The organism is Enterobacter sp. Ap-867, from assembly GCF_011752855.1.
GTDB lineage: Bacteria > Pseudomonadota > Gammaproteobacteria > Enterobacterales > Enterobacteriaceae > Cedecea.
Genome location: NZ_VWWS01000005.1, coordinates 278,125 through 302,150 on the forward strand (window position 1 = coordinate 278,125; position 24,026 = coordinate 302,150).

21 protein-coding genes are annotated in these 24,026 nt (G+C 54.8%); 5 read left to right on the forward strand and 16 right to left on the reverse strand.

The window, feature by feature from the left end; all coding sequences use genetic code 11:
* Nucleotides 1–188: 188 nt before the first annotated feature.
* From fdnI to F3J26_RS14205, 10 genes are all read right to left on the reverse strand, one after another.
* Nucleotides 189–854, reverse strand: coding sequence for a formate dehydrogenase-N subunit gamma (fdnI, locus tag F3J26_RS14160; protein WP_034809921.1), 666 nt, complete (start codon nt 852–854; stop codon nt 189–191).
* Nucleotides 832–1,716 (reverse strand): formate dehydrogenase subunit beta, encoded by an 885-nt coding sequence (gene fdxH / locus F3J26_RS14165; RefSeq protein WP_008460538.1) that lies wholly within the window; start codon nt 1,714–1,716, stop codon nt 832–834. The genes fdnI and fdxH overlap by 23 nt, the downstream gene beginning before the upstream one ends.
* Nucleotides 1,717–1,727: 11 nt before the next feature.
* Nucleotides 1,728–4,775 carry a formate dehydrogenase-N subunit alpha gene (gene fdnG, locus F3J26_RS14170; protein ID WP_166994463.1) on the reverse strand — a complete coding sequence of 1,016 codons (3,048 nt, stop codon included), beginning with the start codon at nt 4,773–4,775 and terminating at the stop codon, nt 1,728–1,730.
* Nucleotides 4,776–5,009: 234 nt separating this feature from the next.
* The gene (locus tag F3J26_RS14175; RefSeq protein WP_008460543.1) at nt 5,010–5,261 is read right to left on the reverse strand and encodes a DUF1158 family protein; all 252 of its coding nucleotides are present in this window, start codon (nt 5,259–5,261) and stop codon (nt 5,010–5,012) included.
* 109 nt (nt 5,262–5,370) lie between these two features.
* Complete coding sequence (locus F3J26_RS14180) at nt 5,371–6,093, reverse strand: dienelactone hydrolase family protein (RefSeq protein ID WP_166994465.1); 723 nt, start codon at nt 6,091–6,093, stop codon at nt 5,371–5,373.
* 217 nt (nt 6,094–6,310) lie between these two features.
* The gene (locus tag F3J26_RS14185) at nt 6,311–6,754 is read right to left on the reverse strand and encodes a DUF1330 domain-containing protein (RefSeq protein ID WP_166994467.1); all 444 of its coding nucleotides are present in this window, start codon (nt 6,752–6,754) and stop codon (nt 6,311–6,313) included.
* 11 nt (nt 6,755–6,765) lie between these two features.
* Nucleotides 6,766–7,647, reverse strand: coding sequence for an alpha/beta fold hydrolase (locus F3J26_RS14190; protein WP_166994469.1), 882 nt, complete (start codon nt 7,645–7,647; stop codon nt 6,766–6,768).
* Nucleotides 7,631–7,972, reverse strand: coding sequence for a GIY-YIG nuclease family protein (locus F3J26_RS14195; protein ID WP_166994471.1), 342 nt, complete (start codon nt 7,970–7,972; stop codon nt 7,631–7,633). Before F3J26_RS14195 ends, F3J26_RS14190 begins: the two co-directional genes overlap by 17 nt.
* Nucleotides 7,969–8,550, reverse strand: coding sequence for a DUF2239 family protein (locus F3J26_RS14200; protein WP_166994473.1), 582 nt, complete (start codon nt 8,548–8,550; stop codon nt 7,969–7,971). The genes F3J26_RS14195 and F3J26_RS14200 overlap by 4 nt, the downstream gene beginning before the upstream one ends.
* Before the next feature lie 89 nt (nt 8,551–8,639).
* Entirely contained in the window at nt 8,640–9,569 is a 930-nt protein-coding gene (locus F3J26_RS14205; protein ID WP_166994474.1) for a LysR substrate-binding domain-containing protein, read from the reverse strand.
* Nucleotides 9,570–9,747: 178 nt separating this feature from the next.
* Here F3J26_RS14205 and F3J26_RS14210 point away from each other — a divergent pair, with 178 nt between their 5' ends.
* Together F3J26_RS14210 and F3J26_RS14215 are read left to right on the forward strand one after the other, a co-directional pair.
* On the forward strand, nt 9,748–10,353 hold the full coding sequence (locus F3J26_RS14210; RefSeq protein ID WP_008455923.1) for an ankyrin repeat domain-containing protein: 606 nt from the start codon (nt 9,748–9,750) through the stop codon (nt 10,351–10,353).
* Between the two features lie 49 nt (nt 10,354–10,402).
* The gene (locus F3J26_RS14215) at nt 10,403–11,788 is read left to right on the forward strand and encodes an amidohydrolase family protein (protein ID WP_166994476.1); all 1,386 of its coding nucleotides are present in this window, start codon (nt 10,403–10,405) and stop codon (nt 11,786–11,788) included.
* A gap of 44 nt (nt 11,789–11,832) precedes the next feature.
* Here F3J26_RS14215 and uspG read toward each other — a convergent pair whose 3' ends face one another.
* Nucleotides 11,833–12,264, reverse strand: a complete 432-nt coding sequence (uspG, locus tag F3J26_RS14220; protein ID WP_008455928.1) for a universal stress protein UspG — start codon at nt 12,262–12,264, stop codon at nt 11,833–11,835.
* Between the two features lie 188 nt (nt 12,265–12,452).
* The gene (locus F3J26_RS14225; protein WP_008455930.1) at nt 12,453–13,226 is read right to left on the reverse strand and encodes an SDR family NAD(P)-dependent oxidoreductase; all 774 of its coding nucleotides are present in this window, start codon (nt 13,224–13,226) and stop codon (nt 12,453–12,455) included.
* A 163-nt stretch (nt 13,227–13,389) separates the two neighbouring features.
* Here F3J26_RS14225 and F3J26_RS14230 point away from each other — a divergent pair, with 163 nt between their 5' ends.
* Together F3J26_RS14230 and F3J26_RS14235 are read left to right on the forward strand one after the other, a co-directional pair.
* A complete protein-coding gene (locus F3J26_RS14230) occupies nt 13,390–14,298 on the forward strand; it encodes a LysR substrate-binding domain-containing protein (RefSeq protein ID WP_166994478.1) in 909 nt (302 codons plus the stop codon).
* Nucleotides 14,298–15,584, forward strand: a complete 1,287-nt coding sequence (locus tag F3J26_RS14235; RefSeq protein ID WP_166994480.1) for a DUF445 family protein — start codon at nt 14,298–14,300, stop codon at nt 15,582–15,584. The genes F3J26_RS14230 and F3J26_RS14235 overlap by 1 nt, the downstream gene beginning before the upstream one ends.
* Before the next feature lie 31 nt (nt 15,585–15,615).
* On the opposite strand, the gene F3J26_RS14240 is transcribed toward F3J26_RS14235, so the two are convergent.
* Nucleotides 15,616–15,900 carry a hypothetical protein gene (locus F3J26_RS14240; protein WP_008455937.1) on the reverse strand — a complete coding sequence of 95 codons (285 nt, stop codon included), beginning with the start codon at nt 15,898–15,900 and terminating at the stop codon, nt 15,616–15,618.
* Between the two features lie 320 nt (nt 15,901–16,220).
* On the opposite strand from F3J26_RS14240, the gene F3J26_RS14245 reads away from it, so the two are divergent.
* Nucleotides 16,221–16,562, forward strand: coding sequence for a DUF1294 domain-containing protein (locus F3J26_RS14245; protein ID WP_166994482.1), 342 nt, complete (start codon nt 16,221–16,223; stop codon nt 16,560–16,562).
* Nucleotides 16,563–16,964: 402 nt separating this feature from the next.
* Here the strand turns inward: F3J26_RS14245 and F3J26_RS14250 are convergent, their stop codons facing one another.
* The 3 genes from F3J26_RS14250 to F3J26_RS14260 are packed head-to-tail and all read right to left on the reverse strand — an operon-like array spanning nt 16,965 to nt 24,022.
* Entirely contained in the window at nt 16,965–18,071 is a 1,107-nt protein-coding gene (locus tag F3J26_RS14250) for a VasL domain-containing protein (RefSeq protein ID WP_166994484.1), read from the reverse strand.
* Nucleotides 18,068–20,593 carry a type VI secretion system ATPase TssH gene (gene tssH, locus F3J26_RS14255; protein WP_166994486.1) on the reverse strand — a complete coding sequence of 842 codons (2,526 nt, stop codon included), beginning with the start codon at nt 20,591–20,593 and terminating at the stop codon, nt 18,068–18,070. Before tssH ends, F3J26_RS14250 begins: the two co-directional genes overlap by 4 nt.
* An 18-nt stretch (nt 20,594–20,611) precedes the next feature.
* Nucleotides 20,612–24,022, reverse strand: a complete 3,411-nt coding sequence (locus F3J26_RS14260; RefSeq protein WP_166994488.1) for a type VI secretion system protein — start codon at nt 24,020–24,022, stop codon at nt 20,612–20,614.
* Nucleotides 24,023–24,026 lie beyond the last annotated feature (4 nt).

Genomic DNA, 24,026 nt, shown 5'->3' on the forward strand with positions numbered 1-24,026 from the left:
GAATACGTTGCCGCCTGAAGGTGGCGGATGCGCTTATTTAACGCCTGGTTTGTATGTGGGCTGTGTCAGAGGGAAGGGGATTTGTTTTGTTATTTAGCCGTGGGCGGTGTGGATACAAAACAACACAATTCTTTTGTGCTGAGCCGGGATAACCCCTCTCCCCGAGCGGGAAGAGGGGAAACGAGCGGTTAGTTTATGCCTTCCCGGCTCTCTTTTTTGGCTTCTTCAGCCTCGATGGCGCGATACCAGCGCGGGTGGTGCTTCTTCGCCCATCGGCGGCTGACTTTGCCAATGACCATGCCTTTAATCGATCCTTTCACCCAAAACGCCATGTACATATGGATCAGGATGGCGTGGATCAAAATAATGGCTGAAGCGGCGTGGATAAGCAGGCTGTAGCGAATCATCCACATTGGGAAGTAGTGCGCAAACCAGGGCCGCCAGATAATAATCCCGGTCACCAGCAGCACGAAGATCATGCTCATGATGCTCCAGAACATCATCTTCTGCCCGGCGTTGTACTTGCCCACGTCCGCCACTTTATGCTCGTTGCCTTTCAGCACCTCAACAATGCCCTTCAGCCAGGGGAGATCCTGCTTGTCGGGAATGTTGTGATGCACGAAGCGCACGAACATAAACATCAGCGCCACAAAGATAGCCACGCCGAAGAACGGGTGCAGAATGCGCCCCATCTGCGGCGTGCCGAAGGTTTCCGTCAGCCATTGCAGCGTCGGGAAGAACAGGGCAATGCCGGACAGCGACACGAGGAAGAAGCAAATCACTACCGTCCAGTGGCAGGCACGGTCGATGAATTTGGTTCTGACGATCATCTTACTCATGCTTGTCCTCCTCATCTTCGTCCACCTCTTCGTTCGGCCCGATCCCGACATAGTGGAAAATCAGGGCCGCGAAGGTAGCAACAAACCCGGCAGCCGAGAGCGGCTTCAGAATGCCTTTCCACAGGTTGATTGGGGTATCAATCTTCGGCTCTTTCGGCAGGTTGTGGTACAGCTCTGGCTGGTCCGCGTGGTGCAGCACGTAAACGACGTGTGTGCCGCCCACGCCCTGCGGGTTGTAAACGCCCGCCTGTTCAAAGCCGCGTTTTTTCAGCTTCTCAACGCGCTGCTCTGCCATGTCCAGCATCTCTTTGCGAATACCAAAGCGAATCGCACCTGTCGGGCAGGTTTTCACGCAGGCAGGTTCCTGGCCTACGCTAACGCGGTCAACGCACAGGGTGCATTTATACACGCGGTTATCGTCTTTGTTCAGGCGAGGGATGTTGAACGGGCAGCCCGCGATGCAGTAGCCGCAGCCGATGCAGTGCTCGGACTGGAAGTCCACGATGCCGTTGGCGTACTGAATAATTGCCCCAGCGGACGGGCAGGCCTTGAGGCAGCCCGGATCTTCGCAGTGCATACAGCCGTCTTTGCGGATCAGCCATTCCAGCTTGCCGTTTTCACGGGTTTCTGAAAAACGCATCAGCGTCCAGGACTTGGCGCTCAGGTCAGCGGGGTTGTCGTATACCCCCACGCAGTGGCCGACTTCGTCGCGGATATCGTTCCACTCCGAGCAGGCCACCTGGCAGGCCTTGCAGCCGATACAGCTTGTGACATCGATGAGCTTGGTGACTTCTTCCTTGAAGTCACGTGCTTGCGGCGGCGGGGTGAAGCTGTTGGTCGCCGAGCGTTTGATAATATCCTGAGATTGCATGGACATTGTTTCCTCCCTTACGCCTTCTCAATGTTGACCAGAAACGCCTTGTACTCCGGCGTTTGCGAGTTGGCGTCACCCACCGACGGCGTCAGGGTGTTGGCGAGATAGCCCTTGCGGGCCACGCCTTCAAAGCCCCAGTGCAACGGGATCCCGATGGTTTCGATTTCCTGGCCGCCCGCCTGCAGGGTTTGCAGGCGTGGCGTCACCACGGCCACGGCTTTAATAAAGCCGCGTTTGCTGCTGACTTTCACCCGATCGCCGTGCGCAATGCCTTTCGCTTTCGCCAGCCCTTCGCTTATTTCTACGAACTGTTCCGGCTGCACGATGGCGTTCAACCGCGCGTGCTTGGTCCAGGTGTGGAAGTGCTCAGTCAGGCGATAAGTGGTGCCGACATACGGGAACTGCTGCCTGTTACCCATGCGTTTAGCGTCCGCTTCGTACAGGCGCGCCGCCGGGTTGGAAACCACTTTCGGGTGCAGCGGGTTGGTGCCCAGCGGCGTTTCAAACGGCTCGTAGTGCTCCGGGAACGGCCCTTCGGCAAGTTTGTCGAGGGCAAACAGACGGCCCAAACCTTCCTGCTGCATGATGAACGGCCCGACGCCGCTGTCCGGGGCGGCGGTGCTGAAGTCCGGGATATCGTTCCCGACCCATTTCGTACCGTTCCACTCAATCAGCATACGTTTGGCGTCCCACGGCTTGCCCTGCAGATCTGCCGAGGCGCGGTTGTATAACACGCGGCGGTTCATCGGCCACGCCCATGCCCAGCCCAGCGTATTACCCAGCCCGGACGGATCCGCGTTGTCGCGGTTTGCCATCTGGTTGCCTTTACTGGTCCAGCTTCCGGCGTAAATCCAGCAGCCGGAAGCCGTGGAGCCGTCATCACGCAGCAGCGCGAAGGAATCAAGCAGTTGGCCTTTTTTCGCCAGCAGGTTGCCGTTGGCGTCAAACAGATCTTCCAGCGCGTAGCCGTTGCTCTCCTGAGCGACTTCTTCGGACTCGGGATGATCGGGCTGCTCGTAGTGCCAGCGCATTTTCATCAGCGGCTCAATACCTTTGCCGCCTTCGGCCTGGTACATCTGGCGCAGCCGGTGGTAAAGTCCGGCAAGGATCTCCCCGTCATTCAGCGCTTCACCCGGCGCATCCGCGCCTTTCCAGTGCCACTGTAGCCAGCGGCCCGAGTTGGCGATGGAGCCATCTTCTTCCGCAAAGCAGGTGGACGGCAGGCGGAACACTTCGGTCTGGATTTTCGCCGGGTCAACGTCGTTCATCTCGCCGTGGTTTTGCCAGAAGTTGGAGGTTTCCGTCACCAGCGGGTCGATAACCACCATGTACTTCAGCTTGCTCAGGCTGGCGACAACCTTGTTTTTATCCGGGAATGAGGCGACAGGGTTAAAGCCCTGGCACAGGTAGCCGGTGACGAGGTTGCGATCCATCATGTCGAAGTACTTCAGCACGTCGTACGCCTGATCCCACTTCGGCAGCCAGTCAAAGCCCCAGCCGTTCTCTTTCTGCGCGTCGTCGCCGTAGAAGGTTTTCATCAGGCTGACGAAGAACTTCGGATAATTCCCCCAGTAGTTCACCTGGCCCGGCAGCGTTGCTTTTGGCGTGTTGGCGGCCAGGTAACCGTCGAGCGTGGTTTGCTTGTCGGACGGTAAAGAGAGGTAGCCCGGCAGGCTGGTGGACAGCAGGCCGAGGTCGGTCAGGCCCTGAATGTTGGAGTGGCCACGCAGCGCGTTGACGCCGCCGCCCGCCATTCCCATATTGCCGAGCAGCAGCTGGATCATCGCCATGGTGCGGATGTTTTGCGCGCCCACGGTGTGCTGAGTCCAGCCCAGCGCGTACAGGAACGTAGTTGTGCGATCGACTGCGCTGGTGGAGGCCAGCACTTCACAGACTTTGAGGAAATCTGCCTGCGGCGTGCCGCAGATATGCTCGACGACGTCCGGCGTGTAGCGGGAAACGTGCTCTTTGAGCAGGTTCCAGACGCAGCGCGGGTCGGTTAGCGTGTCATCTCGCTTCGCAAAGCCGTTTTCGTCGAACTGATAATTCCAGGTGGTTTTATCGTACTGGCGCTTTTCTTCGTCGTAGCCGCTGAACAGGCCATCTTCGAAGCTAAAGTCCTCACGCACCAGCAGGGCCGCGTTGGTGTAGTGTTTGACGTATTCGGCGTTGATTTTGTTATTGGAGATCAGGTACAGAATCACGCCCGACAGGAAGGTAATGTCGGTGCCGGAGCGGATCGGCGCGTAAATGTCCGCCACCGATGCCGTGCGGGTGAAGCGCGGATCGACCACGATCAGCGTGGCGTCGTTGTTGTTTTTGGCTTCCATCGCCCAGCGGAAACCGACCGGGTGGGCTTCAGCGGCGTTACCGCCCATCACCATCACCACGTTGGCGTTTTTGATATCAACCCAGTGGTTGGTCATCGCACCGCGACCAAATGTTGGAGCAAGACTTGCTACCGTTGGTCCGTGTCAGACGCGCGCCTGGTTATCTACCGCCAGCATGCCCAGCGAGCGGGCAAACTTCTGGGTTAACATGCCGGTTTCGTTGCTGGCCGCCGAGGCGCACAGCATCCCGGTAGAAAGCCAGCGGTTAACCGTCACGTTCTGTTCATTTTTCTCGATGAAGTTGGCATCGCGGTCGTCTTTCATCAGGCGGGCAATACGGGAGAACGCCTCGTCCCAGCTGATGCGCTGCCATTTGTCTGACCCAGGCGCACGGTATTCCGGGTAACGCAGGCGATTATCGCTGTGAATGTAGTCCAGCAGCCCCGCGCCTTTCGGGCAAAGCGCGCCGCGGTTGACCGGATGATCCGGGTCCCCTTCAATATGGAAAATGCTGGATTTGGCATTTTTCGAGCCATCCCCGAGGCTATACATCAATAAACCACAGCCAACAGAACAGTAAGTACAGCTATTGCGAGTCTCTTTTGCACGCAGCAGCTTGTAGTTGCGCGTTTCCGCCAGCGCGGCTTTTGGGACAAAGCCCAGCACCGCCGCCGTTGTACCTGCCATTCCGCCGGCGCAGATTTTGAAAAACTTCCTGCGACTGACGTTCATCGTCACCTCATTGTTATGACGTTTTTAGTACGGGCGAAAATAGCAGCTATAGCCATTCAGATATTGCGTGAAATCAATTCGATAAACATTGGGTAGGTGATTACCCCTTTGGTATTAGTGGTTATTTGACGGAGATAACACTGGCGTGTGCCCGGGGCAGAGAAAAGGGGAGTAAAGCGGCGTGGTTAGAGGCGGTGCCGTTTATCAGGGAAACGGCACGAGGCAGGCGTTGAGTCAGATGCGGGTGATTGTGAACCAACGGCGCCAGATAAAGCGCAGCAGATAATATTCAATGGTGCCCAAAGCGAGGAACCAGATGCAGAACAGGATCACGTAAAGCTGGCTAAGGTCGACCAGGTGGAAAGTGTCTATCAGCTTTTGTGCCAGCGTCAGCGTTAACGCCGGGGCCGGGAGCAGCAGGCATGACAGAAAGGCCAGCAGCAAAATGCCGCCCGCGCTCAACAGCGCTTGATGTGGATGGTTCATGACGTTGTTAGCCTGAAGTTAAAAGGCTATTGTCCGGGAAAGTGCACCCAGGTGTAAACCATTTGAGAAAGGGTAAAAAAGCGGCCCCTGCGAACAGAGGCCATCATCATCAGTTAAAAACGTTTTGCAGCAGCGTATACATCTGGGTGAAAGCGCGTTTTGCCACTTCCGGGTGGTATTTCGCGACGCCTTCAACGTTCGCGCCCGGGTCGGTAAACGAGTGCACGGCACCGGCGTAGCTCACCAACTGCCAGTCTACCGATGCGGCGTTCATTTCGCTGACAAACTCGCTCAGCTGCTCGCGCGGCACCAGCGGATCTTCCGCACCGTCCAGCACCAGAATAGAGGCTTTGATCTCTCCGGCGGCGTGGGTTTTTAGGGTATTCAGCGTGCCGTGGAAGGAAACAGCCGCTTTGATATCCGCGCCGCTTCTTGCGAGCTCCAGCGCGCAGTGCCCGCCGAAGCAAAAGCCCGCTACCGCCAGTTTGCTGCCGTCGACGGCGGCAATTTTCTGCGTGGCAAGCGTGTCTAACGCGGCCTGCATACGGCCTACTTCCGCCGGGGTGTCCTTCACGCCCATCATCAGGGCACCGGCTTCATCGGCGTTGGTAGGGTGCTTGCCCTGGCCATAGAGATCGGCGACTAGCACGACATAGCCCTGGGCGGCGATCCCTTTGGCCTGTTCAACCGCTCCAGCGCTCACGCCCATCCAGTTAGGTGCGATCAGGACGCCGGGCCGCGCAGCGCTTTGGTTTTCCTGGTAGACCAGTACGCTTTCAAAGGTTTGATTCTCGACTTGATAAGTAACGGGTGTTGAAATAATTTCTGACATCAGAATTAACCCCTAAATAAAATTTATTGGTCGGCAGGTGAAGTCTAATTAATTTCATAATGCTAACAAATTAGCAATTTATTAAATTTACAAGCGCATGAAATGCTATTTAATTTAATTTAAAAAACGTTTATTTGTTAGCGATAAATAATTTATGTGAATAATTGTAATTAACGATGTTCGGGCAGGGAATATCCATTCTATCTCCAGGCCTTATTCACATTAGGGCATCACGCTGCGTCATCGGTAACAGGCGAGAGTCTTCCAGCGCCGCCGTGCGATGGCCAATTCCCTGCATACAGGCTTCATTATTCGCGAAGGCCAGAAAAGCTTCGGCACTGCTCTGCCGCACGAGCATGGCGCAGTCCCAGCGTTCATCCTGCGGGCCAATCAGCCAGCTGTCTGCGGCGCCAAAGAAAATAATGTCCCCGCCGCTTTGGCGTAAAAACGGCAGCGTGTGCTGTATATAGCGCTGAAAAGCTTCCGCGCCGCTAATCGGGCTAAGCGGCATTAATTCCGGGGTGACTGAGTAATCCGCCATTGCCCTAAAACGCAGGAGGTTGAGCATATAAACCTCCCCGTAAATTTGTTTCATCACAAAATGTCGCGCGGCCTGCGGGGTGGGCTGCAGGTAAGGCGTCGTGTTTGAGGACGTAACCATAATTATTCCTGTTATTTTCCAGCGGCAAAATGAGCGAGAAGCAGAGAGGCCACGTCTTCTTCCAGCGCAGGAGGAATTTCATGCCCCATGCCTGCAATGAGCTGCAATTTTGCGGCGGGGATCGTCTCGGCAATGTCCTGCCCGGCTTCTACGGGGAAGAGGGGATCGTGAGTGCCGTGAAGCACCAGCGTGGGGGCTACGATCTGTTTTATCTCCTGACGAAGATCGCCTGTGGCCGCCATCGCTGCAATCTGACGCAGCATGCCTGGCACAGAACTGGCGCGCGCCAGCGAGGTTTGTAGCAGCGCCGTGTAGTACTCCTCGTCAAACGGGAGGTGCGTTGAGGCAATGCGCCTGAAGAACGCGAGCTGCTGCTCAAGCCAGGCGCTTTGGTGCGAATGCGGATCGGGCTTCGGCCCCATTAGCATTGCCATCACATCTGGGGCCGGAGGCGGAAGCTGAGGATTGCCTGTGCTGGACATGATAGCGCACAGAGACAGCGTTTTTTGCGGATATTGCGCGGCAAACAGCTGGGCAATCATGCCGCCCATAGAGCGCCCAACAATGTGCGCCGCCGGAATACCGGCGTTGTTCAGCGTGAGGGCAACGTCCGCCGCCATGTCCCGGAGCGTATAGGCGATGGGGATCCTTTGGCCCTGGAAGAGCGCCTGCAGGTCGGGCACGCCCGCGTGGTTCAAGGAGGGGGACAGCCCGCAGTCGCGATTATCGGCCCGTAAAACATAGAAACCTGCGTCGGCCAGCCGCTGGCAAAAGCGCTGCGACCAGCTGATGCTCTGGCTTCCCAGCCCCGGCAGCAGGACTATTGCCGGGTGTTTTTTATCACCGAAGCCGTCGAAGTAGAGGGAGACCGGCAGGTTAGTCGCTGTGTTCATGGGCGATCCTCAGTTTTTTCTGCCAGGCTTCCAGCAGATTTTCCAGCGCGGCTTTAACGTTTTGCTCATCCGGCTTGACCTTTTCAAGCACGGTGAACTCGAAAGCGGACTCACCATACTGGTTCCAGGCCAGCTGCAGCGCCTTATTGCGGTGCTGCCCGAACTTCAGTTCAAACAGATGGCGGTTTAACACGCCCTGAGCGTTTGCGGCGCCGGCGAGCAGCTTATGGCCGGTTTGCGTATTGGCTATCAAATAGATGCCCGCCGTGGTCGGGCTGTCTTTATAGCTCTGCTTCAGATCTTTTTTGTTTGGTGTCTCAGTCATTTTTTGGACTCCTGCTTGCCAAAAGCTAACGTTGCCGCATAGCGGCGAATATCCTGCGGCCAGCCTTCCATCGCGGCGTTGAAGGCCGCTTCGTCATCGGCAAACAGCGCGCGCAGGCAAGTTTCATACTCCGGCAGATCGCCCGCCACCTCGTGCATAAACTGGTAGGCGCTTTCGTGCCTGCGGCGCTTGTTGTCCGCCGGTTCGCTGGCTTTTCTGGCCTGTTCGATCAGTCGACGTAAGGTTGCAGAAGCGCCGCCCGGCTGCGTGGCCAGCCACTCCCAGTGGCGGGGCAGCAGGGTGACCTCCTTCGCCGATACGCCAAGCTTAGGCCTGCCGCGAGTTTTAACCGCAGCGGTCTCTTCGGTTAGCTGTTCGGCCAACTCCGGGTAAGCCGCAATGGCGCTGGCTTCGTCCCCGTTGACGTGGATATCCAGCCGTTTGCCGGTCTGGTCATGGAAGATAAACACCGGCTCGTTACCGATTGGCGTGGCCTTTAGCTGCCGCAACAGTTCGTTCAGGCTGCCGTGGGCAATCAACTGCCGCTGCATAAAGGCGGTAAGGGTGACAGAAGACATGGGGGACCTATTTTATCCGGGTAAAAATAGTAGACTATCGGGGTAGCCCGACCTTGTCAATTATACCCGGGTAAAATAGGTGGGGGAGGTCAGGCCTGGTGCATCAAGTCCTGATACAGCTCTGCGAGCACGCCGCCGGGGCGAAATTGCTGTTTGATCCAGCGAGTAACCTGACCCGTCGCCGCGTGCTGTGTGGCAAGCAACATGCGGGAATGCTGGCGTGGGTTATGGACCTGGCGGGTCACCAGCAGGCCGTTTTCTACCTCGCGACGCGCCATGTAATCCGGCAAAAAACCGATGCCGTCGCCTAAAATCTGGCACTGGCATTTGGTCGGGAAGTCCGGTACCACCACGGTTTCCTGGCCATGCAGCAGCCAGCCCACTTTTTTATTAATGGTAGAGGCGGTGTCTTCCACCATGATATTCGGATACAGCCTGAGCTGGCTTTCGGGGATCGGTTCCTGTGCCGCGGCGAGAGGGTGATCTGGCGCGATAGCGAACGCCCAGCGGATAACGCCAATCTCCGTGTAGTCAATGCCGCCCCCGCCCAGCAGCGCATCCGGCGCGCCGATGGCAATATTCACCTGATTGTTGAGCACCGCATCCCAGACGCCGTTGTACACCTCTGTGGTGACGGCAATCTGGCAGCCGGGAAACTGCTTTTTTAACATATTCAGCAGCCTGGCCGTGTGCTGAGGCGTGTACAGCAGATGGTTAATGCAGATCCTGACTTTCGCTTCGATACCCTGCGAAATGGTCTCAATGCCCCGCCGGATCCCTTGAAAATCATTCAACAAGTCGCTGGCCTTGCGGTAGAGATAGATCCCGGATTCGGTCAGCTCAATGCTGCGGGTGTTGCGGATAAACAGCGGCGCATCGAGCCACGTTTCCATGCGTTTTATGGTGTAGCTGATGGCGGAGGTGGTCACGCCCAGCTCTTCGGCAGCCCGGCTGAAGCTGCCGTAGCGGGCGGCGCAGGTGAAAGCCTGCAGGTTCTCTTCGGTAAAGATGGAGTGCATTCCGGGCTCCCTTCGATGACGCGTGATGCGGGGAGTTTGACACATTCTGAAAAAGATTATTAAAACACATTCAACAATAGCGGCATCAGCGATGAATCTTTTTTAAGCGGATGTTTTTCCCGCCAGGGCGTTGTTATTCTCGAATTTCGGCCATAACCGCGAACGACAGGAGAACATGATGTCTGACAACGAGCTGATAACCGGGTTTTTGACGGCGGCTTTGAACGGGGACGTGTCAACGCTGAAAGCATGCGTGGCGCAGGGCGTGGATATTAACGTCACCAACCGGCAGGGCAGAACGGCCATCACCATCGCCAGCCTGAACCAAAAATATGACTGCGTGGCGCTGCTTATTGAGGCGGGTGTGGACATTAATCAGCAGGATGAAACCTGTTTTAATCCCTTCCTGATTAGCTGCCTGAATAACGATCTCAAGCTGTTGCGCCTGTTGCTACCCGCGAAGCCTGACCTGACTCGCTTAACGCGTTTTGGCGGGGTGGGTATTACGCCTGCCAGCGAGAAAGGCCACGTCGAGATTGTGCGCGAGCTGCTGGTGCATACCGAGATTAACGTCAACCACACCAACTTCCTCGGCTGGACGCCGCTGCTTGAGGCCATCGTGCTGAACGACGGCGGCAAAAAGCAGCAGGAGATTATCTCGCTGCTGCTGGAACACGGCGCCAACCCGCACATGACGGATAAATACGGTAAAACGCCGCGGGAACTGGCCGAAGAAAAAGGCTACCGCGAAATCGCTCAATTGCTGAGAGAGGCGGGCGCTTAGCCGCTGTATACCTGACAACCACCATCACACTCTGGGTAGAAAAATAATAATGACTGAGATTGAGAAAAGCCGTCGCGACTTTATTAGCGGAGGCGGCAAGGTCGCCGCAGCCTGCGCGCTGTTTGGGGCTAGCGGCACCGCAGCCTGGGCCGCGAAAACACCTGCAACCGCCTGTGAGAGCAGCCACCAAATGAATGCTATCAGCGAAAAACACTATTACCTCGACAATGTGCTGCTGGAAACCGGGTTTAATTATGAAGGCGAAACCGCCGTCAGTACCCGCACCGAACTGCACACGTTAGAAATCAAAGACGGCAAAATTGCGGCAGTTCGTGCCAATAAATCGCACCCTGACGGCACGCTGCACAGCTATGACGCCGGGAGTAAGCTGTTGCTGCCGGCGATGCGTGATATGCACATCCATCTGGACAAGACGTTTTATGGCAGCCCGTGGCAGGTACATAACCGCCCGGAAGGTACCACCATCATGGATATGATTGCATGGGAGCGTAAAATTCTGCCGGAGCTGCAGCCCTACACCCGCGAGCGCGCCGGCAAGCTTATCGATCTTATCCAGTCCAAAGGGTCGACGATTGCCCGTAGCCACTGCAACATTGAGCCGGTTTCCGGGCTGAAAAACCTTGAAAACCTGCAGGCGGTACTGGCGGAGAGAAAGTCAGGTCTGAACTGTGAAATCGTGGCGTTTCCGCAGCATGGCTTGCTGCTTTCAAAATCTGAACCGCTGATGCGCGAAGCGATGCAGGCCGGGGCCCACTACGTAGGGGGGCTGGATCCAACCAACGTGGATGGCGCGATGGAAAAATCCCTTGATACCATGTTCCAGATAGCGCTTGATTACGACAAAGGCGTGGATATTCACCTGCATGAAACCAGCCCGGCGGGCGTGGCGGCGGTGAATTACATGGTGGAAACGGTTGAGAAAACCCCGCAGCTTAAGGGAAAACTGACCATCAGCCACGGTTTTGCACTGGCGACCCTTACGCCGCAGCAGGTGGATGATATTGCCACGCGCATGGCTGCCCAGCAGATCAGTCTCGCTTCTACGGTGCCCATCGGGACTTTGCATATGCCGCTGAAGCAGCTCCAGCAAAAAGGCGTGCTCGTGATGACCGGCACCGACAGCGTGATCGATCACTGGTCGCCGTACGGGCTGGGCGACATGCTGGAAAAAGCCAACCTGTATGCGCAGCTCTACGTTCGCCCGAGCGAGTTTAGCCTGTCGCGTTCGCTGACCATTGCCACCGGCAATGTTTTGCCGCTGGATGATAAAGGTAAACAGGTGTGGCCGAAGGCGCAGGATGAGGCGAGTTTTGTGCTAGTGGATGCATCATGCTCAGCGGAAGCGGTGGCGCGTATTTCGCCGCGTACCGCGACCTTCCATCAGGGCAATTTAGTCTGGGGAAGCGTGATTTAATCCGAGGTAGAATAGCCTGCAAAAGCAGGCTATTTATTGACACTTTAGCGAACCACAAAGACCGGGAAGCGGGCATGGCGAATAATGCTGGAAGCGTTGGAGCCGAGCAGGTGGGTGGAAATAGACGGGTTCTTCGAACCTACAATGATCACATCCGCATGAATGTCCTGTGCGACTTCGTTCACTTCGTCCCTCACCGAGCCGTAGCGAATCTCCAGCACGACGCGTTCTTTAGGCAGTGAGAAGTGCCCGCGCAATTCTTCCATCTTTTCTTCGGCGTTTTTCTTCAGGTATTCGTCGAATTTACGGATGTCAGAGGAAAAACCGTGGGTATTAAACAGCGGGGATTTAGGCAGAACGTACAGAAGGTGGATTGTGCCCTCAGACTCTTTCGCCAGATATTCGGCATGGCGAATAGCTTTATCCGTGAGCTCCATTTCAAAAACATCCACCGGCATTAAGATGGTTTTATACATCGTTCAGCTCCTTTTGGTAACGTTTCAACCATTCTGGCACTAACGATGCGGTTTCGCCGTGATCTGGCGGGGAAATAAGGCATTTATCCCCTCGCCCTGGAAGGGAGAGGGGATAACCAATGTTTCCCAGGCTTTTATTTTCTCCCTCATCCCTTTGGAGAGAGGGCTGGGGTGAGGGGCGATCGCGCCTAGTTACGACCCGCCATCACGCCGCCGTCAACGTCCCACAGGGCACCTGTCACCCAGGTAGTATTGTCGGACAGCAGGAAGCTCACTACTTCGGCAACGTCGCGTGGCGTACCTACGCGGCCAATCGGGTGGAAGCTATCAAAGCTGCCCATCACGCCCGCCACATCCTCTTTAGGAATGAAGCCTTCATAAATTGGCGTATGCACCACGGCCGGAGAAACCGCATTGACACGGATACCGTGTGAACCCAGCTCAATGGCAAGATTCTTCGTCAGCGCATGCAGACCGGCTTTCGCCATGGAGTAGGCGGAAGAAGGCGTGGCACCGATGGCCTGCTGCGCCCACATGGAACCGATGCTGACGATTGAGCCTTTGATGCCGGCGGCAACCATGTTTTTCACCACTTCGCGGGTAATGAAGAAGGTCGCACGGTTGATGTTCATGTACATGTCGTAATCCGCCTCTTCGTGTTCGGTAAAGGCTTTCGGGAAGAAGACCCCGGCGGCGTTCACCAGCAGGCTAATGTCGCGGTGCTCGGCGTTAATCACGTCCATCACTTTATGCATCCCTTCGCTGCTCATCAGGTCTGCGACGATGACGGACACTTCCCCGAGGGCAGACAGCGCCTGGCGTGCCTGTTCGGCTTTCTCCGCGCGATTCCCGACCAGCACAACTTTCCCGCCGTTTTCCAGCACCTGACGGGCGCTTTCCAGACCCATACCGCTGGTGCCGCCAACAACTAAAAGTTTCTTACCTGCGAATGATGTAGACATGATGACCTCGTTTCTCTTTGCTTAATAAGGTGAAGCAGCCTGCCTGGCGCTTCGGAATGGCGACAGAATGCCAAACCTATTTCGGCCTGGCGAAGCATAAGAACTTGCATATCGAGAAAGAAAAACTATCTTGTCGGTATATCGTCCTTGTCGAAGAGAAAATATGAGATCGCTGAATCGCCTGAAATGGCTGCACGCCTTTGAAGCCACGGCGCGCCACGGCAGTTTTACCGGCGCGGCGGAAGAGCTGGGCGTAACGCCCGCCGCTGTGGGGCAGCTTGTTCGTTCCCTGGAGGAGTGGGTCGGCCATCCGCTGCTGCACCGCACGCGCAGCGGAAAAGAAAGACTTACGCTGGTGGAGGAAGCAAGGGAGGCGCTGCAGGACATTACCGCTGGGCTGGACAGCCTGGAGCAGGGATTGAATAAGTTGCGAGGTGCCAGAGCCCGCGCGGTGGTGGTGATTACCGCTTCTCAGGTACTGATGATGAACTGGCTGATGGAGCGCCTCAACCGCTTTTCCGAGGAGCATGACAGCATCGACCTGCGCCTTAACGTCACGGAAAAACTGACCGATGTGCTGCACGGCGAGGCCGATGTCGGCATACGCTGCGGTCCCGGCAGCTGGCCCGGTTTACAGTCAACATGGTTAATGGACGAAGAGGCGGTGATTGTCTGCAGTCCGCATTTGCTGACTGGCGTCACCGAAGCTGACTGGCTGTCAAAACAGAAGCTTATTTATGATGATACACCGCATCCCGGGGCGAATTTCCCGGAGTGGGAAACGATTTCTCAGGACATTGGCGTGGCGTTGTGTGAGCAAAACGGCCTGCACATTAACTCTACGTCGGCCGTTATCCTGGCTGCTCTAAGCGGGCGTGGTGTGGCGGTGGTGCGCAAAGCGCTGGTCCAGCAGCTGATCGAACTTGGGCAGCTGCGCCAGCTTTTCCCGCAGCACAAATGGCCGCTGACCTGGTCCTATTTCATCGTGCGTTCAGAGCGCTCCAGTCGACGCCCGGAGGTGACGCTGTTCCATGACTGGCTGGTGGCAGAGACGGGCGCTACGCTTAAGTAATGGAAAAACTCATCGAATTAAAGCGCGCCAAACGCCTGGCGCTCTCACTTTTGCTGATTGCCGCCGCGACGTTTGTCGCCACTTTGTTCTTGCCGCCTAATTTCTGGGTGAGCGGCCTGAAAGCGATTTCTGAAGCGGCGATGGTCGGCGCCCTGGCCGACTGGTTTGCGGTGGTGGCGTTGTTTCGCCGCGTACCGATCCCGTTTATCGCCCGGCATACCGCCATTATTCCGCGTAATAAAGACCGTATCGGCGAGAATCTCGGCAAGTTCGTGCAGGAAAAGTTTCTGGATACCCAGTCGCTGATTGACCTGATTCGTCGCCATGAGCCGGCGCAGATGATGGGGAGCTGGTTCCGGCAGCCCGAAAATGCTCAGCAGGTAGGGCGGCATATGCTCAAGGTGATGGAGGCTTGGCTGTCTCTGACCGATGACACGCGGATTCAGGGGCTGATTCGCCGGGCGGTGCACAAAGCTATTGATAAAGTCGACCTCAGTTATTCCAGCGCGCTGCTGCTGGAAAGCCTGACCAAAAACAACCGTCATCAGGCCTTGCTCGACTCGGTCATAGCTCAACTGCTGGCGCTGCTCGAGAAACCGGCCAGCCGGGAATTTATTGCCCGCCAGATCGTCCACTGGCTGGAAACTGAGCACCCGGTTAAGGCCAGAGTGCTGCCCACCGAATGGCTGGGCGAGCAAAGTGCAGAGCTGGTGTCCGACGCCGTTAACTCTCTGCTGGATGACGTGAGCCAGGACAAAACGCATCAGCTTCGCCGGGCATTCGATCGCGCCGTGCAGCGGCTTATCGACAGCCTGAAACATGACCCGGAAATGGCGGCTAAAGCGGAAACGATCAAAAGTTACCTGAAGGAGGATGAGAAGTTTAATCTCTACCTCGGCGAGCTTTGGAATGACCTGCGGGGCTGGCTGAAAACAGATATCGCCCGCGATGATTCGCGGGTGCAAAAGCGCATTGCCGAAGCGGGGCAATGGCTCGGGGAAACGCTAACGGCCGATGCTTCGCTGCGTGCCTCGCTGAATGAGCACCTTGAGCAGGCTGCCCGGCATATCGCGCCGGACTTCTCAGCTTTTCTCACCCGGCACATTACCGATACGGTGAAAAGCTGGGACGCAAAAGACATGTCGCGGCAGATTGAACTCAACATCGGCAAAGATCTGCAGTTCATTCGCATTAACGGCACGCTGGTGGGGGGCTCGGTCGGACTGGTGCTCTATTTACTTTCACAATTGCCGGGCGTGATTGAGGGCTGGGGGCTGCGGTTTTAAGGCACAGGGCGCGAGGCCCTGTGCAGCGTGGTTAGCCCTGATGAGGCATCAGTTTTGGGTCACCGGCAAAAGCGGGTTTACTGCTGCTTAGAGCCTGTTCGTCAGCGCCTATCGAACCGCTGTTATCCGCCCAGACACCTTCCTGAGTTTTGCTGATTGCCTGATGCTGGCCGTTAAGGTTTTGCCCCATGGCGGCAATGTGCTGGCTTTCTGTTCCACCGCTGTTGTCGGCCCAGGGAATGACGGGGTCGGCCGCTGCGGCGAATAAAGGCAAGCAAATCGAGCTGGCAAGCAGCATTTTGATGGCTTTATGCATGTTATTCACCTGCTGACATTAGCGTTTTGGGTGCCAGCTCCGGAGGAGATGGCGGTACCCGATAAGTCTACTGCGGCGAGAAATATGCGCTGGCGAGGAAAAGTAAAAGAGCGTGTCATTTGCCACAATTGCTTACCGACGATCTCAAACTATTCAATAAGATAGACAGTGAATATGTTTCTTGTGAAATAATTAATTCGCTAATGATAATGGCCGTGATTTATTAAGTGACTGAACCGCCCAACAACCCGGCAGGACCCATGAACAATTTTTAGGTATCATTTCGTCTTATTTTCAATGGGATATTACTGCGGTAACTGATGAACCTTAACCATTTCTGCTATTGTCTTCTGATGCTCGCCGCGCTGGGCAGCACTTTTATGCCTCACTCTTTGGGCATGTGGTTTGTACTGGTGAATGTGCTCACGCTGCTGGTTTACGGCGCTGACAAACTGGCTGCGGTAAAAGGCTGGCGGCGCGTGCCGGAGGCAACATTGCTTCTCTTTGGGCTGACGGGCGGTTGGCCCGGGGCGATTCTGGCTCAGCAAAGTTTTCGCCATAAAACTCAGAAACAGCCGTTCAGACGCTGGTTTTTTATTACTGTGATAATAAATTTAATTGCCGTTATTGTCGTGGCATATGAGTTTTATTTACCCAGGTAATATTAATTTTGTATGTTCATGAAAGCGATAAACGCCGGGGATGAGGTGATGTCAGGGCAGTTTAGCAGTCGGGGGAAGCATTACATCTGGCCGAATGCCGAAAAAGCGGATGACGTGGCAAATACCTGTCTTGTTCGCGGAAAGCAGAATCAAAACAATATTATCTACGTTACACCCGAATGTGTATACTTTTAATGTTGCCGGTGAATGTTTTTCGGTTGAAGCATAAAGCAGGATAAATTAAGAAAGCTAAATGCCATGTGGATAATACATGGCATTTTTATCTTTCTTGCTGCAGGGAGCGTATTGAATGAATGCGCGTTGATAAATATTCATAATCTGAACACTGAGAAACCCTTAACGCTATTTAAATTAAGGGTTTTCTTGAGTGTTATTTATTAATTAAATTCCATCTTCCATTTTCAATAGCAAGAATTTACTTTTCAATCCTTCTATTTTGGCTGATAGCGCATACAGTTGCGCCGGTGGTATCTGCCTGTCGTTATCTTTTAAACGTTGGATCTGATTGAGCTGATTCTCTACCATGGTGCTCTGCCGGTGAACTGTTTCACGTAATTGATATATTGCCGTTTTTAACTCGGAAATAGTCATATAGGAGGTTCGTTTTTGTTCCGCCTCTAAAAGTCGTTTTTCAATGGCTGTAAGCTGTGAAATCAACTCTTCATAGGTTGTATTAGCCGGCGCAGATTTGCTGGCAATTTCCTGCTTGTTTTTCCATTGAGTGACCAACGGATTATCTTGCCAGATGCTGTTGGTCACTCGCAGTACGTCTGGATTATCGGCACTTTGGTAGAGGGACAAAATGGAAAGTGCAAAGGCTGCGCCAGCTACACTCCAGCAAAGCTTATTGGGCCAGGTTAATGGCCGGGATTCGGGGAGCTGCAGGTGTGTTATCGTGGGCTCCAGCTTTGGCGCTGCCGGTACGGCGGGTTTGCTCTGCTGGGTTTGCTGCTGGAGCATTTTGATGTTCATCTCCAGCCACAGTGAGAGCTGCCGAAAAACATCTCCCTGGGAAGATTGCAGCTCAACGGCCTGGGCTTCTAACATCCCCGATGACATTAGCAACTGTTCCATCGCCGGGATGTTGTCCGTCTGTAGCGGAAGGCAATAAATTAACGGCGTTAGGTACCGGCAGTAGCTATCAATCATTTGGCGACGCAGATCGAGAGCTGACAGGGGAGGCCAACAGGGAGGATGTTGTTTGGCAAAACCACTGGTAAAGACCTGGGTTGCACTGGCAACACCTTTCCAGCCATTTCGCTGACAGGCAATCAGGCAGTACCACATCCCAATTTGAAGGTCGTAGCCAAATTTTTGGAATAGCTGATTGCAGTCCTTTTCCCGTTCTCTCCACCAGTTACCGTCGTCTGAATAAATCTTCCAGCGGTGCATGTCGTTGCTGAACTGGAGAAAAGTATGATGGCCACGCGGATCGTGGCTGTTAATTTTCAGCGTGCGGGTATGTTCAGAATGGATGGGCTCGCTCATGTTGTGACCTTCTCTGCGCGCAGGGTGAGGACTTTTTTACTGACGTCGATTCTTAAGGGGATTCCCGGCGCGCCATGCAATGCGCTGTCGGCCATCAGCGGGAGCAGATGCTGATTCAAAACCTGATCAATATCGCGGGCACCACTTTGAGCCACCCGGCAGCGGTCGGCAATCCAACTGACGGCTCGTTTGCTGTAACCCGGCTGCGCGGAGGCATCTGCTGCTTTCTGGTATCGCTGGCACAAACGCTGCAATTTAAGACCAATGATTTCATTCATCGCGTCAGAAGAGAGCGGCAGATAGGGCGTCAGCGTCATGCGCCCCATGAGTGCCGGGCTAAATACGCGTTCAAATTCCGGGCGAATGGCATTACACAGCGCCTCCGGGCTGATTTCCCCTGAATCATAGGTTGCCATCAACGTTTCGCTGGCGAGATTGGACGTCATAATAATCAGCGTATTGCGGAAGTTGATCTGCTGGCCTTCTGCGTCCTCGATCTGGCCCTTATCAAAGATTTGATAAAATAGCTCCATAACGTCCGGGTGGGCTTTTTCTACTTCATCAAGCAAGACGACAGAGTAGGGATTGCGACGAACAGCTTCAGTAAGTACGCCACCCTGGCCGTAGCCGACATAGCCAGGAGGGGAGCCTTTCAGGCCGGAAACTGAATGCGCTTCCTGGTATTCGGACATATTGATGATCACCATGCTTTCCTCACCGCCAAACAGCAATTCGGCCAGCGCAAGCGAGGTTTCCGTTTTTCCCGTGCCGGATGGACCTGCCAGCATGTAGACCCCCATTGGCTTGAGCGGGTCCCCCATACCTGCCCGGCTGATTCGTACCTGCTGCGCGATCTGTTTGAGAGCGTGATCCTGACCAATCACTCTTCCGGCCAGTCGCTCAAATAAAGCATCGATTTGCTGATGCTCTTTCTCCAGCATTCGCCCTAGTGGAATGCCCGTCCAGTCGGCCACTACATCTGCAATGCAGGTCGCATCGACACATTCAAATACCATGGCATGTTGCTGATGTCGGGCCGACAGTCTCTCCCGGCCGTGGGAAATAAATGCGGCATCTTTGCTGTTCAGCAATTGCTGAACCAGGTCATTTTGTTCCCTCCATTCCTTGGTAAGGGCTTCAAGCTTTTGCGTTAACTCTGTGGTTTGCCGCGTCAATATTTCAAGGCGCTTTGGCGCTGTGTCTTCTCGTCTCAGGGCTTCACATTCACTGCTAATCGCCCGTAGCTGGACGTTGATCGCTTCAATTTCTTTGGGTTCGTGGGTTTGAGACACGGCGACTCGGGCGCAGGCCGTATCCAGCAGACTGACGCACTTGTCCGGCATTTGCCGCCCGGCGATATAGCGATTGGAAAGAGTAACCGCCGCATGGATCGCGCTTTCTAATACGGGCACACCGTGGTGTTGCTCCATTGCCGGAGACATTGCTCTGAGCATGGTTGTCGCATTTTCGATATCAGGTTCTGCGACTTTGACAACCTGGAAGCGGCGGGTTAATGCGGCATCTTTTTCGAAGTACTTTTTATATTCAGCCCAGGTAGTGGCGGCAATCACGCGCAGTTCGCCGCGAGCCAGGGCGGGTTTCAGGAGATTGGCCGCGTCGTTCTGACCCGCCTGGCCACCGGCGCCAATCAGCATATGGGCTTCATCAATAAACAAAATAATGGGTTTGGGGGCACGCGTGATTTCTTTTAGCAATACCTGAAGACGGTTTTCAAATTCTCCTTTTACGCTGGCTCCGGCCTGCAGCAACCCAAGATCCAGGGTCAGAACTTCCATCGCTCTCAGTTCAGGCGGCACCGTGCCCTCGGTAATCCGTAGCGCCAGCCCTTCGGCGATAGCCGTTTTACCCACGCCCGGTTCGCCCGTCAAAATCGGGTTGTTTTGCCGGCGTCGCAGCAGGATATCGACCATTTGTCTTATTTCAGATTCACGTCCGAGCACGGGATCCAGGGCACCTTTTTGGGCCAATTCGCTCAGATTGCGGGTATATTTTTTCAGTGAAGAGTGCGTGGCAAGGTGGTCATTATTTGGCTGGGAACTGGCTGGCGTAGAAGCACGAAGAAGTTCATTAACTTTGTCCGATTCGCAGTGCAGGGCATCCTGAACCTGTCTAGTGAAAAGCGGTTTAACTATATCGCTGAAAGCGCTGGCAATTAGCGCTTCAGGCGTTAGTGAGCCGCTTCCCCACCGTGCGCTGGCCAGCATCCACCCATTCGTTAACCACTCTACCAGCTCGGTGGAAAATACCGGCGTGGGCACCTGCGCTTTATTCGCCTGGGTCAGCGCATGTTGCAGCGCACTGAATAACTGGCTGACGGGTAAACCTGTTTGCAAACTTAGCGTTTCAAATAAGGTGCTTTGCTGCTGAATGATAGCCAGCAGCAGGTGCTCTGGCGTCACCTCCGTATGCTGCTGGGAGGCTGCATGACTAACGGCAGTATCGAGCGCGGCTCGGGTATCGGTATTAAGTCTGCTGATAATAGATTTTAAATAATGGTTCATCATTTCTCCCATCAGGTATTAATTGCACTGAGCGATATCGCCGGGCAGCGCTGAAATAGGGTTGCTAAGTTGTGTTTCTGAACGAAAGGCAAGGTCGGCAATTTGCGTGTTAAGACTGTCAATGTTTTGCGCCAGGGCATCCCAGCTTTGCCAGGCCGTTTCCAGTTGGTTCGTGTCGGAGAGGGCAAAACGCACCAGCAGATGTTTGATTCCGGTCTGTTTGAGCAAGTCTTCATCGTCGCCAAATTCATCGCTTTGGAATAATGCTTCGCCGGAATTAAAGCGGCGAATGAAGGCCGGCCAGGCGTCTTCGCCATAAAGGCGATGGTGGACGGTGAACCCAGGGAAAATGACGCTGACAGTGACGTCAGTACACTGGCCGGGCTGCCAGCTAAAGTCATGTTTGTCGGCAAAGTTCATGTTGAGAAATTTCTGTTCACCCTTCTGGCAGCTCAGCGTTAGCTGCGTACCGGTAGGCACTAGCTGTGCGCCACCTGGCACGGAGGCTGGCATACTGGCGACACTGAGCTTCCAGATTTTTTTCGACAGCGTGGTTTGTTCGCCTTCCAGGGTGGCCACTTTTGCCACCAACGCCGCCATTTGGTCTCCGTCTCGCGTTGATTGCCGGTCCTGAACTTCCAGAAGCTTTTCTGCCGAAAAATTGTGCCTGACGAGATGAATAAACTCCTCTGTCAGAGGAGCCTGTATGCCGGTAAAACTGACTGCCCCCAGGCCGTTTTTAGCTTTTGCGAGGAAAGGGCTGGCGGGGCCACGCAAAAAATCGCCTACCAGCTGTTGGCTTAGCGCCTGCTGCTGTTCGTAGTCACGGGTTTCGTTATTTTTCCCCAGGGGCCAGATGACAGATCGTTTCCATTGTTCATTAAGCCAGCAGGCGCTCTGATGGATGGCATTCGCCGCTAAGCGGCGGGCATCATTTTGATAAAACAGCCATACGGCGTTGATTCCTGCGTCGGTATTCTGAGGTGTCAGGTGTTCCTGAAGCGCGGTGAGAGCCGGTAATAAATCGGTTAGCGGATTACCGTCACCGTTATCATTTTTTGCAAAAAGGGCTCGGGTCAGGTGTGCGTCAGGGATCCCCTGTGATACGGCCTCTTTGACGGCTTTGTTTCGAACGTCCTGCCAGTGAAGCCATGCCCGATCGGCGGGCGCGGAACCGCCGGGGATGTTGTTATCTTTTCTGCCTTGTAGCCAGGCGATAAAAGACTGGCGAACCTGCCTGTCTATTTGCCTGGTACGGCGTACCATGGCACTGGTGTTTGCATCGGCTGACAGTTGCTGAAGCTGGCGAAGCGTTTGCAGCCATGGCTGCGCCTGGGCAGCCGTTATGCCATGAAGTTCGTTCAGTGTGCGGTGCATAAATTGCATCGCCGCACTTTTATTTTGCCCCATTGCGATGAGATGCGGATGCGACACCTTTGAGGGCGTTGTGGGAGACAAATGGGCGCTCACCTCAATCAGATATCGCTGCCAGGCATCCTGTCGCCGTGCCGGCCATCGCATTTTTTCCTGCGTAAGAATAGGCAGGGGATGAGCGAAAGCTTTTTCCAGGGTATTTATCCACCCGAAATAGGTTTTTTCGCCCTCGAGTGTCCAGAGACTTGAGAGCGCTATCGAATCGGAGAGCGACGGCCACCAGGCCGCTGCCTGAAGTGGGGATGGCATAGCGCCAGGTGCAACGAGCCACTGCAGAGCAGGATCGTGATTCACTAAACTCTCCAGCAGCCGTTGGGCCGTATGCAGCCACTTTTCGCCGTCCGGGCTGCGCATGAAGTGGCGTTCTATAGCCATAACAGTCAGCGGAGAGAGCGTTTGTGGGTAATCACGCTGCAGCAAGGCTTCTTTTACCGATGCGTTTTTTTGCAGTTCATCAAGCGTGGCGCCAGCCCGCATTTGCTGCCAGGTAATTACCGCATTGGCCAGGGAGAGGATAAGATCTCGCTGCTCTTCAGGGGCCGCACGTAATACCTGCCATTGATAGGCATCCAGAGCAGCCTCTGGTTGACGTTTACTGGATGGCGACTGCACTAAACGTGTTTCTGCTTTCTCTCGCCGCTGCTCAAGTAAAGGCAAAAACGGCAGATAGCGAGGGGAAAGAGAATGTCGCGCTTCATCTTTGGCTAAAAATGCCGCCAGGCTATCGGGGGACTGTTGGGGGGCTTTGGCGTTTAGATAGTCAAAGCTTAGCCACGCGCTGGCCGTGATCCAAACTGCGATAAATGCGATTGCAACGGAGCATATTTTTCTGGCATGGGAGCGCTGGAACCAGTGTTGATTGCCCCGACGCAGGCCAAGATCTTTTAAATGGTGGGCCAGTAGATGATGAATAAAAAGCCCCGTCCGGCGGCTGCGATTTTCCTCTAAAGGTTCCGTCGCACAGAACCATATGCTGCTGAGAGTGGTGTGTCGAAAATACGCGTTGGGTTCGCACAAAGACGCCACGGTATAGCAAAGTGAAGGCTCCAGCCGGGAGAACGCTTCCGGGAAGTCGAGTAGCGTGGCGTATTCAGTTGCCGTGAGATCGTCAGAGCGCCCCATGCTGAGCCTGATGTGTGACATACCCTGTCTTAACGCTGAAAACAGCGGTTGCAGGATCTGCTCATCTTGCCCATCTATATGCGGGGGTTGGCTCCATGTGTAGCCCAACGGCTGTAGGCGTTGCTCAGAGGAGAGCTGCTGAGCCCAAAGGCTGAAGCCGGGAAAACGATCGCATTGGGTGATTAAAATATGCAGCGGCAGCTGTTCACCAAAACGACGAACCAGCGGCTCGAGAAGCGCTCTTTGCTGGCGGATAAGTGAATGCAATGCGCTAAGATCCTGGTTTAGCAGCGAAGTTACCGGAATCGCAATAATCACGCCTGCGGGGGCTGGCATGCTTGTACACCATTGCACCAGCCTTTTCCATGCCTGGGCGATAGCTGGTGAACCGGAGAGAAAATTACTGGAGACGTCCAGGACGCAAAGTTGGCGGAAGAACCACCAGCGCAGCGTTCTGGTTAGTCTTATTTCGGTATCATCGGCGCTATTATAAAATGTTGGCAAACCAGCGCTGGCCAACAGCGTGCTCTTTCCGCAGCGATCGCCCAATATCAAATATAGCGGGACTGTCTCTCGCTGACGGCGTGCCCCTTTGATAATGCTGGCCCCGGTTTTCCAGTGCGCTTTCAGCACAAATTCACGGCGGGAAAGACGATATTTTTCAAAGAGGCGTCGCCCTTTTTTGCCCTTTATTATCAGAACAAGGCCATGCCCAGCGCACCATAACAAGACGGTAATGAGCAGCATTGACAGGCAAAAGACCAGTATTGAGGTTGTACTCCAGTTTTGCCATAAGCCGAGGGTAAAGCTAAATAAAACCGAGAAACAAAGAACCAGCAGCCAGCCGGTAAAACACGCTAATTTTTTAAGCATAGTA

Coding starts and splice junctions, on each gene's coding strand:
- fdnI (WP_034809921.1), bottom strand. CDS start 854: ATGAGGAGGACAAGCATGAGTAAGATGATCGTCAGAACCAAATTCATC.
- fdxH (WP_008460538.1), bottom strand. CDS start 1,716: ATGTCCATGCAATCTCAGGATATTATCAAACGCTCGGCGACCAACAGC.
- F3J26_RS14175 (WP_008460543.1), bottom strand. CDS start 5,261: ATGAACCATCCACATCAAGCGCTGTTGAGCGCGGGCGGCATTTTGCTG.
- F3J26_RS14180 (WP_166994465.1), bottom strand. CDS start 6,093: ATGTCAGAAATTATTTCAACACCCGTTACTTATCAAGTCGAGAATCAA.
- F3J26_RS14185 (WP_166994467.1), bottom strand. CDS start 6,754: ATGGTTACGTCCTCAAACACGACGCCTTACCTGCAGCCCACCCCGCAG.
- F3J26_RS14190 (WP_166994469.1), bottom strand. CDS start 7,647: ATGAACACAGCGACTAACCTGCCGGTCTCCCTCTACTTCGACGGCTTC.
- F3J26_RS14195 (WP_166994471.1), bottom strand. CDS start 7,972: ATGACTGAGACACCAAACAAAAAAGATCTGAAGCAGAGCTATAAAGAC.
- F3J26_RS14200 (WP_166994473.1), bottom strand. CDS start 8,550: ATGTCTTCTGTCACCCTTACCGCCTTTATGCAGCGGCAGTTGATTGCC.
- F3J26_RS14205 (WP_166994474.1), bottom strand. CDS start 9,569: ATGCACTCCATCTTTACCGAAGAGAACCTGCAGGCTTTCACCTGCGCC.
- F3J26_RS14210 (WP_008455923.1), top strand. CDS start 9,748: ATGTCTGACAACGAGCTGATAACCGGGTTTTTGACGGCGGCTTTGAAC.
- F3J26_RS14215 (WP_166994476.1), top strand. CDS start 10,403: ATGACTGAGATTGAGAAAAGCCGTCGCGACTTTATTAGCGGAGGCGGC.
- uspG (WP_008455928.1), bottom strand. CDS start 12,264: ATGTATAAAACCATCTTAATGCCGGTGGATGTTTTTGAAATGGAGCTC.
- F3J26_RS14225 (WP_008455930.1), bottom strand. CDS start 13,226: ATGTCTACATCATTCGCAGGTAAGAAACTTTTAGTTGTTGGCGGCACC.
- F3J26_RS14230 (WP_166994478.1), top strand. CDS start 13,390: ATGAGATCGCTGAATCGCCTGAAATGGCTGCACGCCTTTGAAGCCACG.
- F3J26_RS14235 (WP_166994480.1), top strand. CDS start 14,298: ATGGAAAAACTCATCGAATTAAAGCGCGCCAAACGCCTGGCGCTCTCA.
- F3J26_RS14240 (WP_008455937.1), bottom strand. CDS start 15,900: ATGCATAAAGCCATCAAAATGCTGCTTGCCAGCTCGATTTGCTTGCCT.
- F3J26_RS14245 (WP_166994482.1), top strand. CDS start 16,221: ATGAACCTTAACCATTTCTGCTATTGTCTTCTGATGCTCGCCGCGCTG.
- F3J26_RS14250 (WP_166994484.1), bottom strand. CDS start 18,071: ATGAGCGAGCCCATCCATTCTGAACATACCCGCACGCTGAAAATTAAC.
- tssH (WP_166994486.1), bottom strand. CDS start 20,593: ATGAACCATTATTTAAAATCTATTATCAGCAGACTTAATACCGATACC.
- F3J26_RS14260 (WP_166994488.1), bottom strand. CDS start 24,022: ATGCTTAAAAAATTAGCGTGTTTTACCGGCTGGCTGCTGGTTCTTTGT.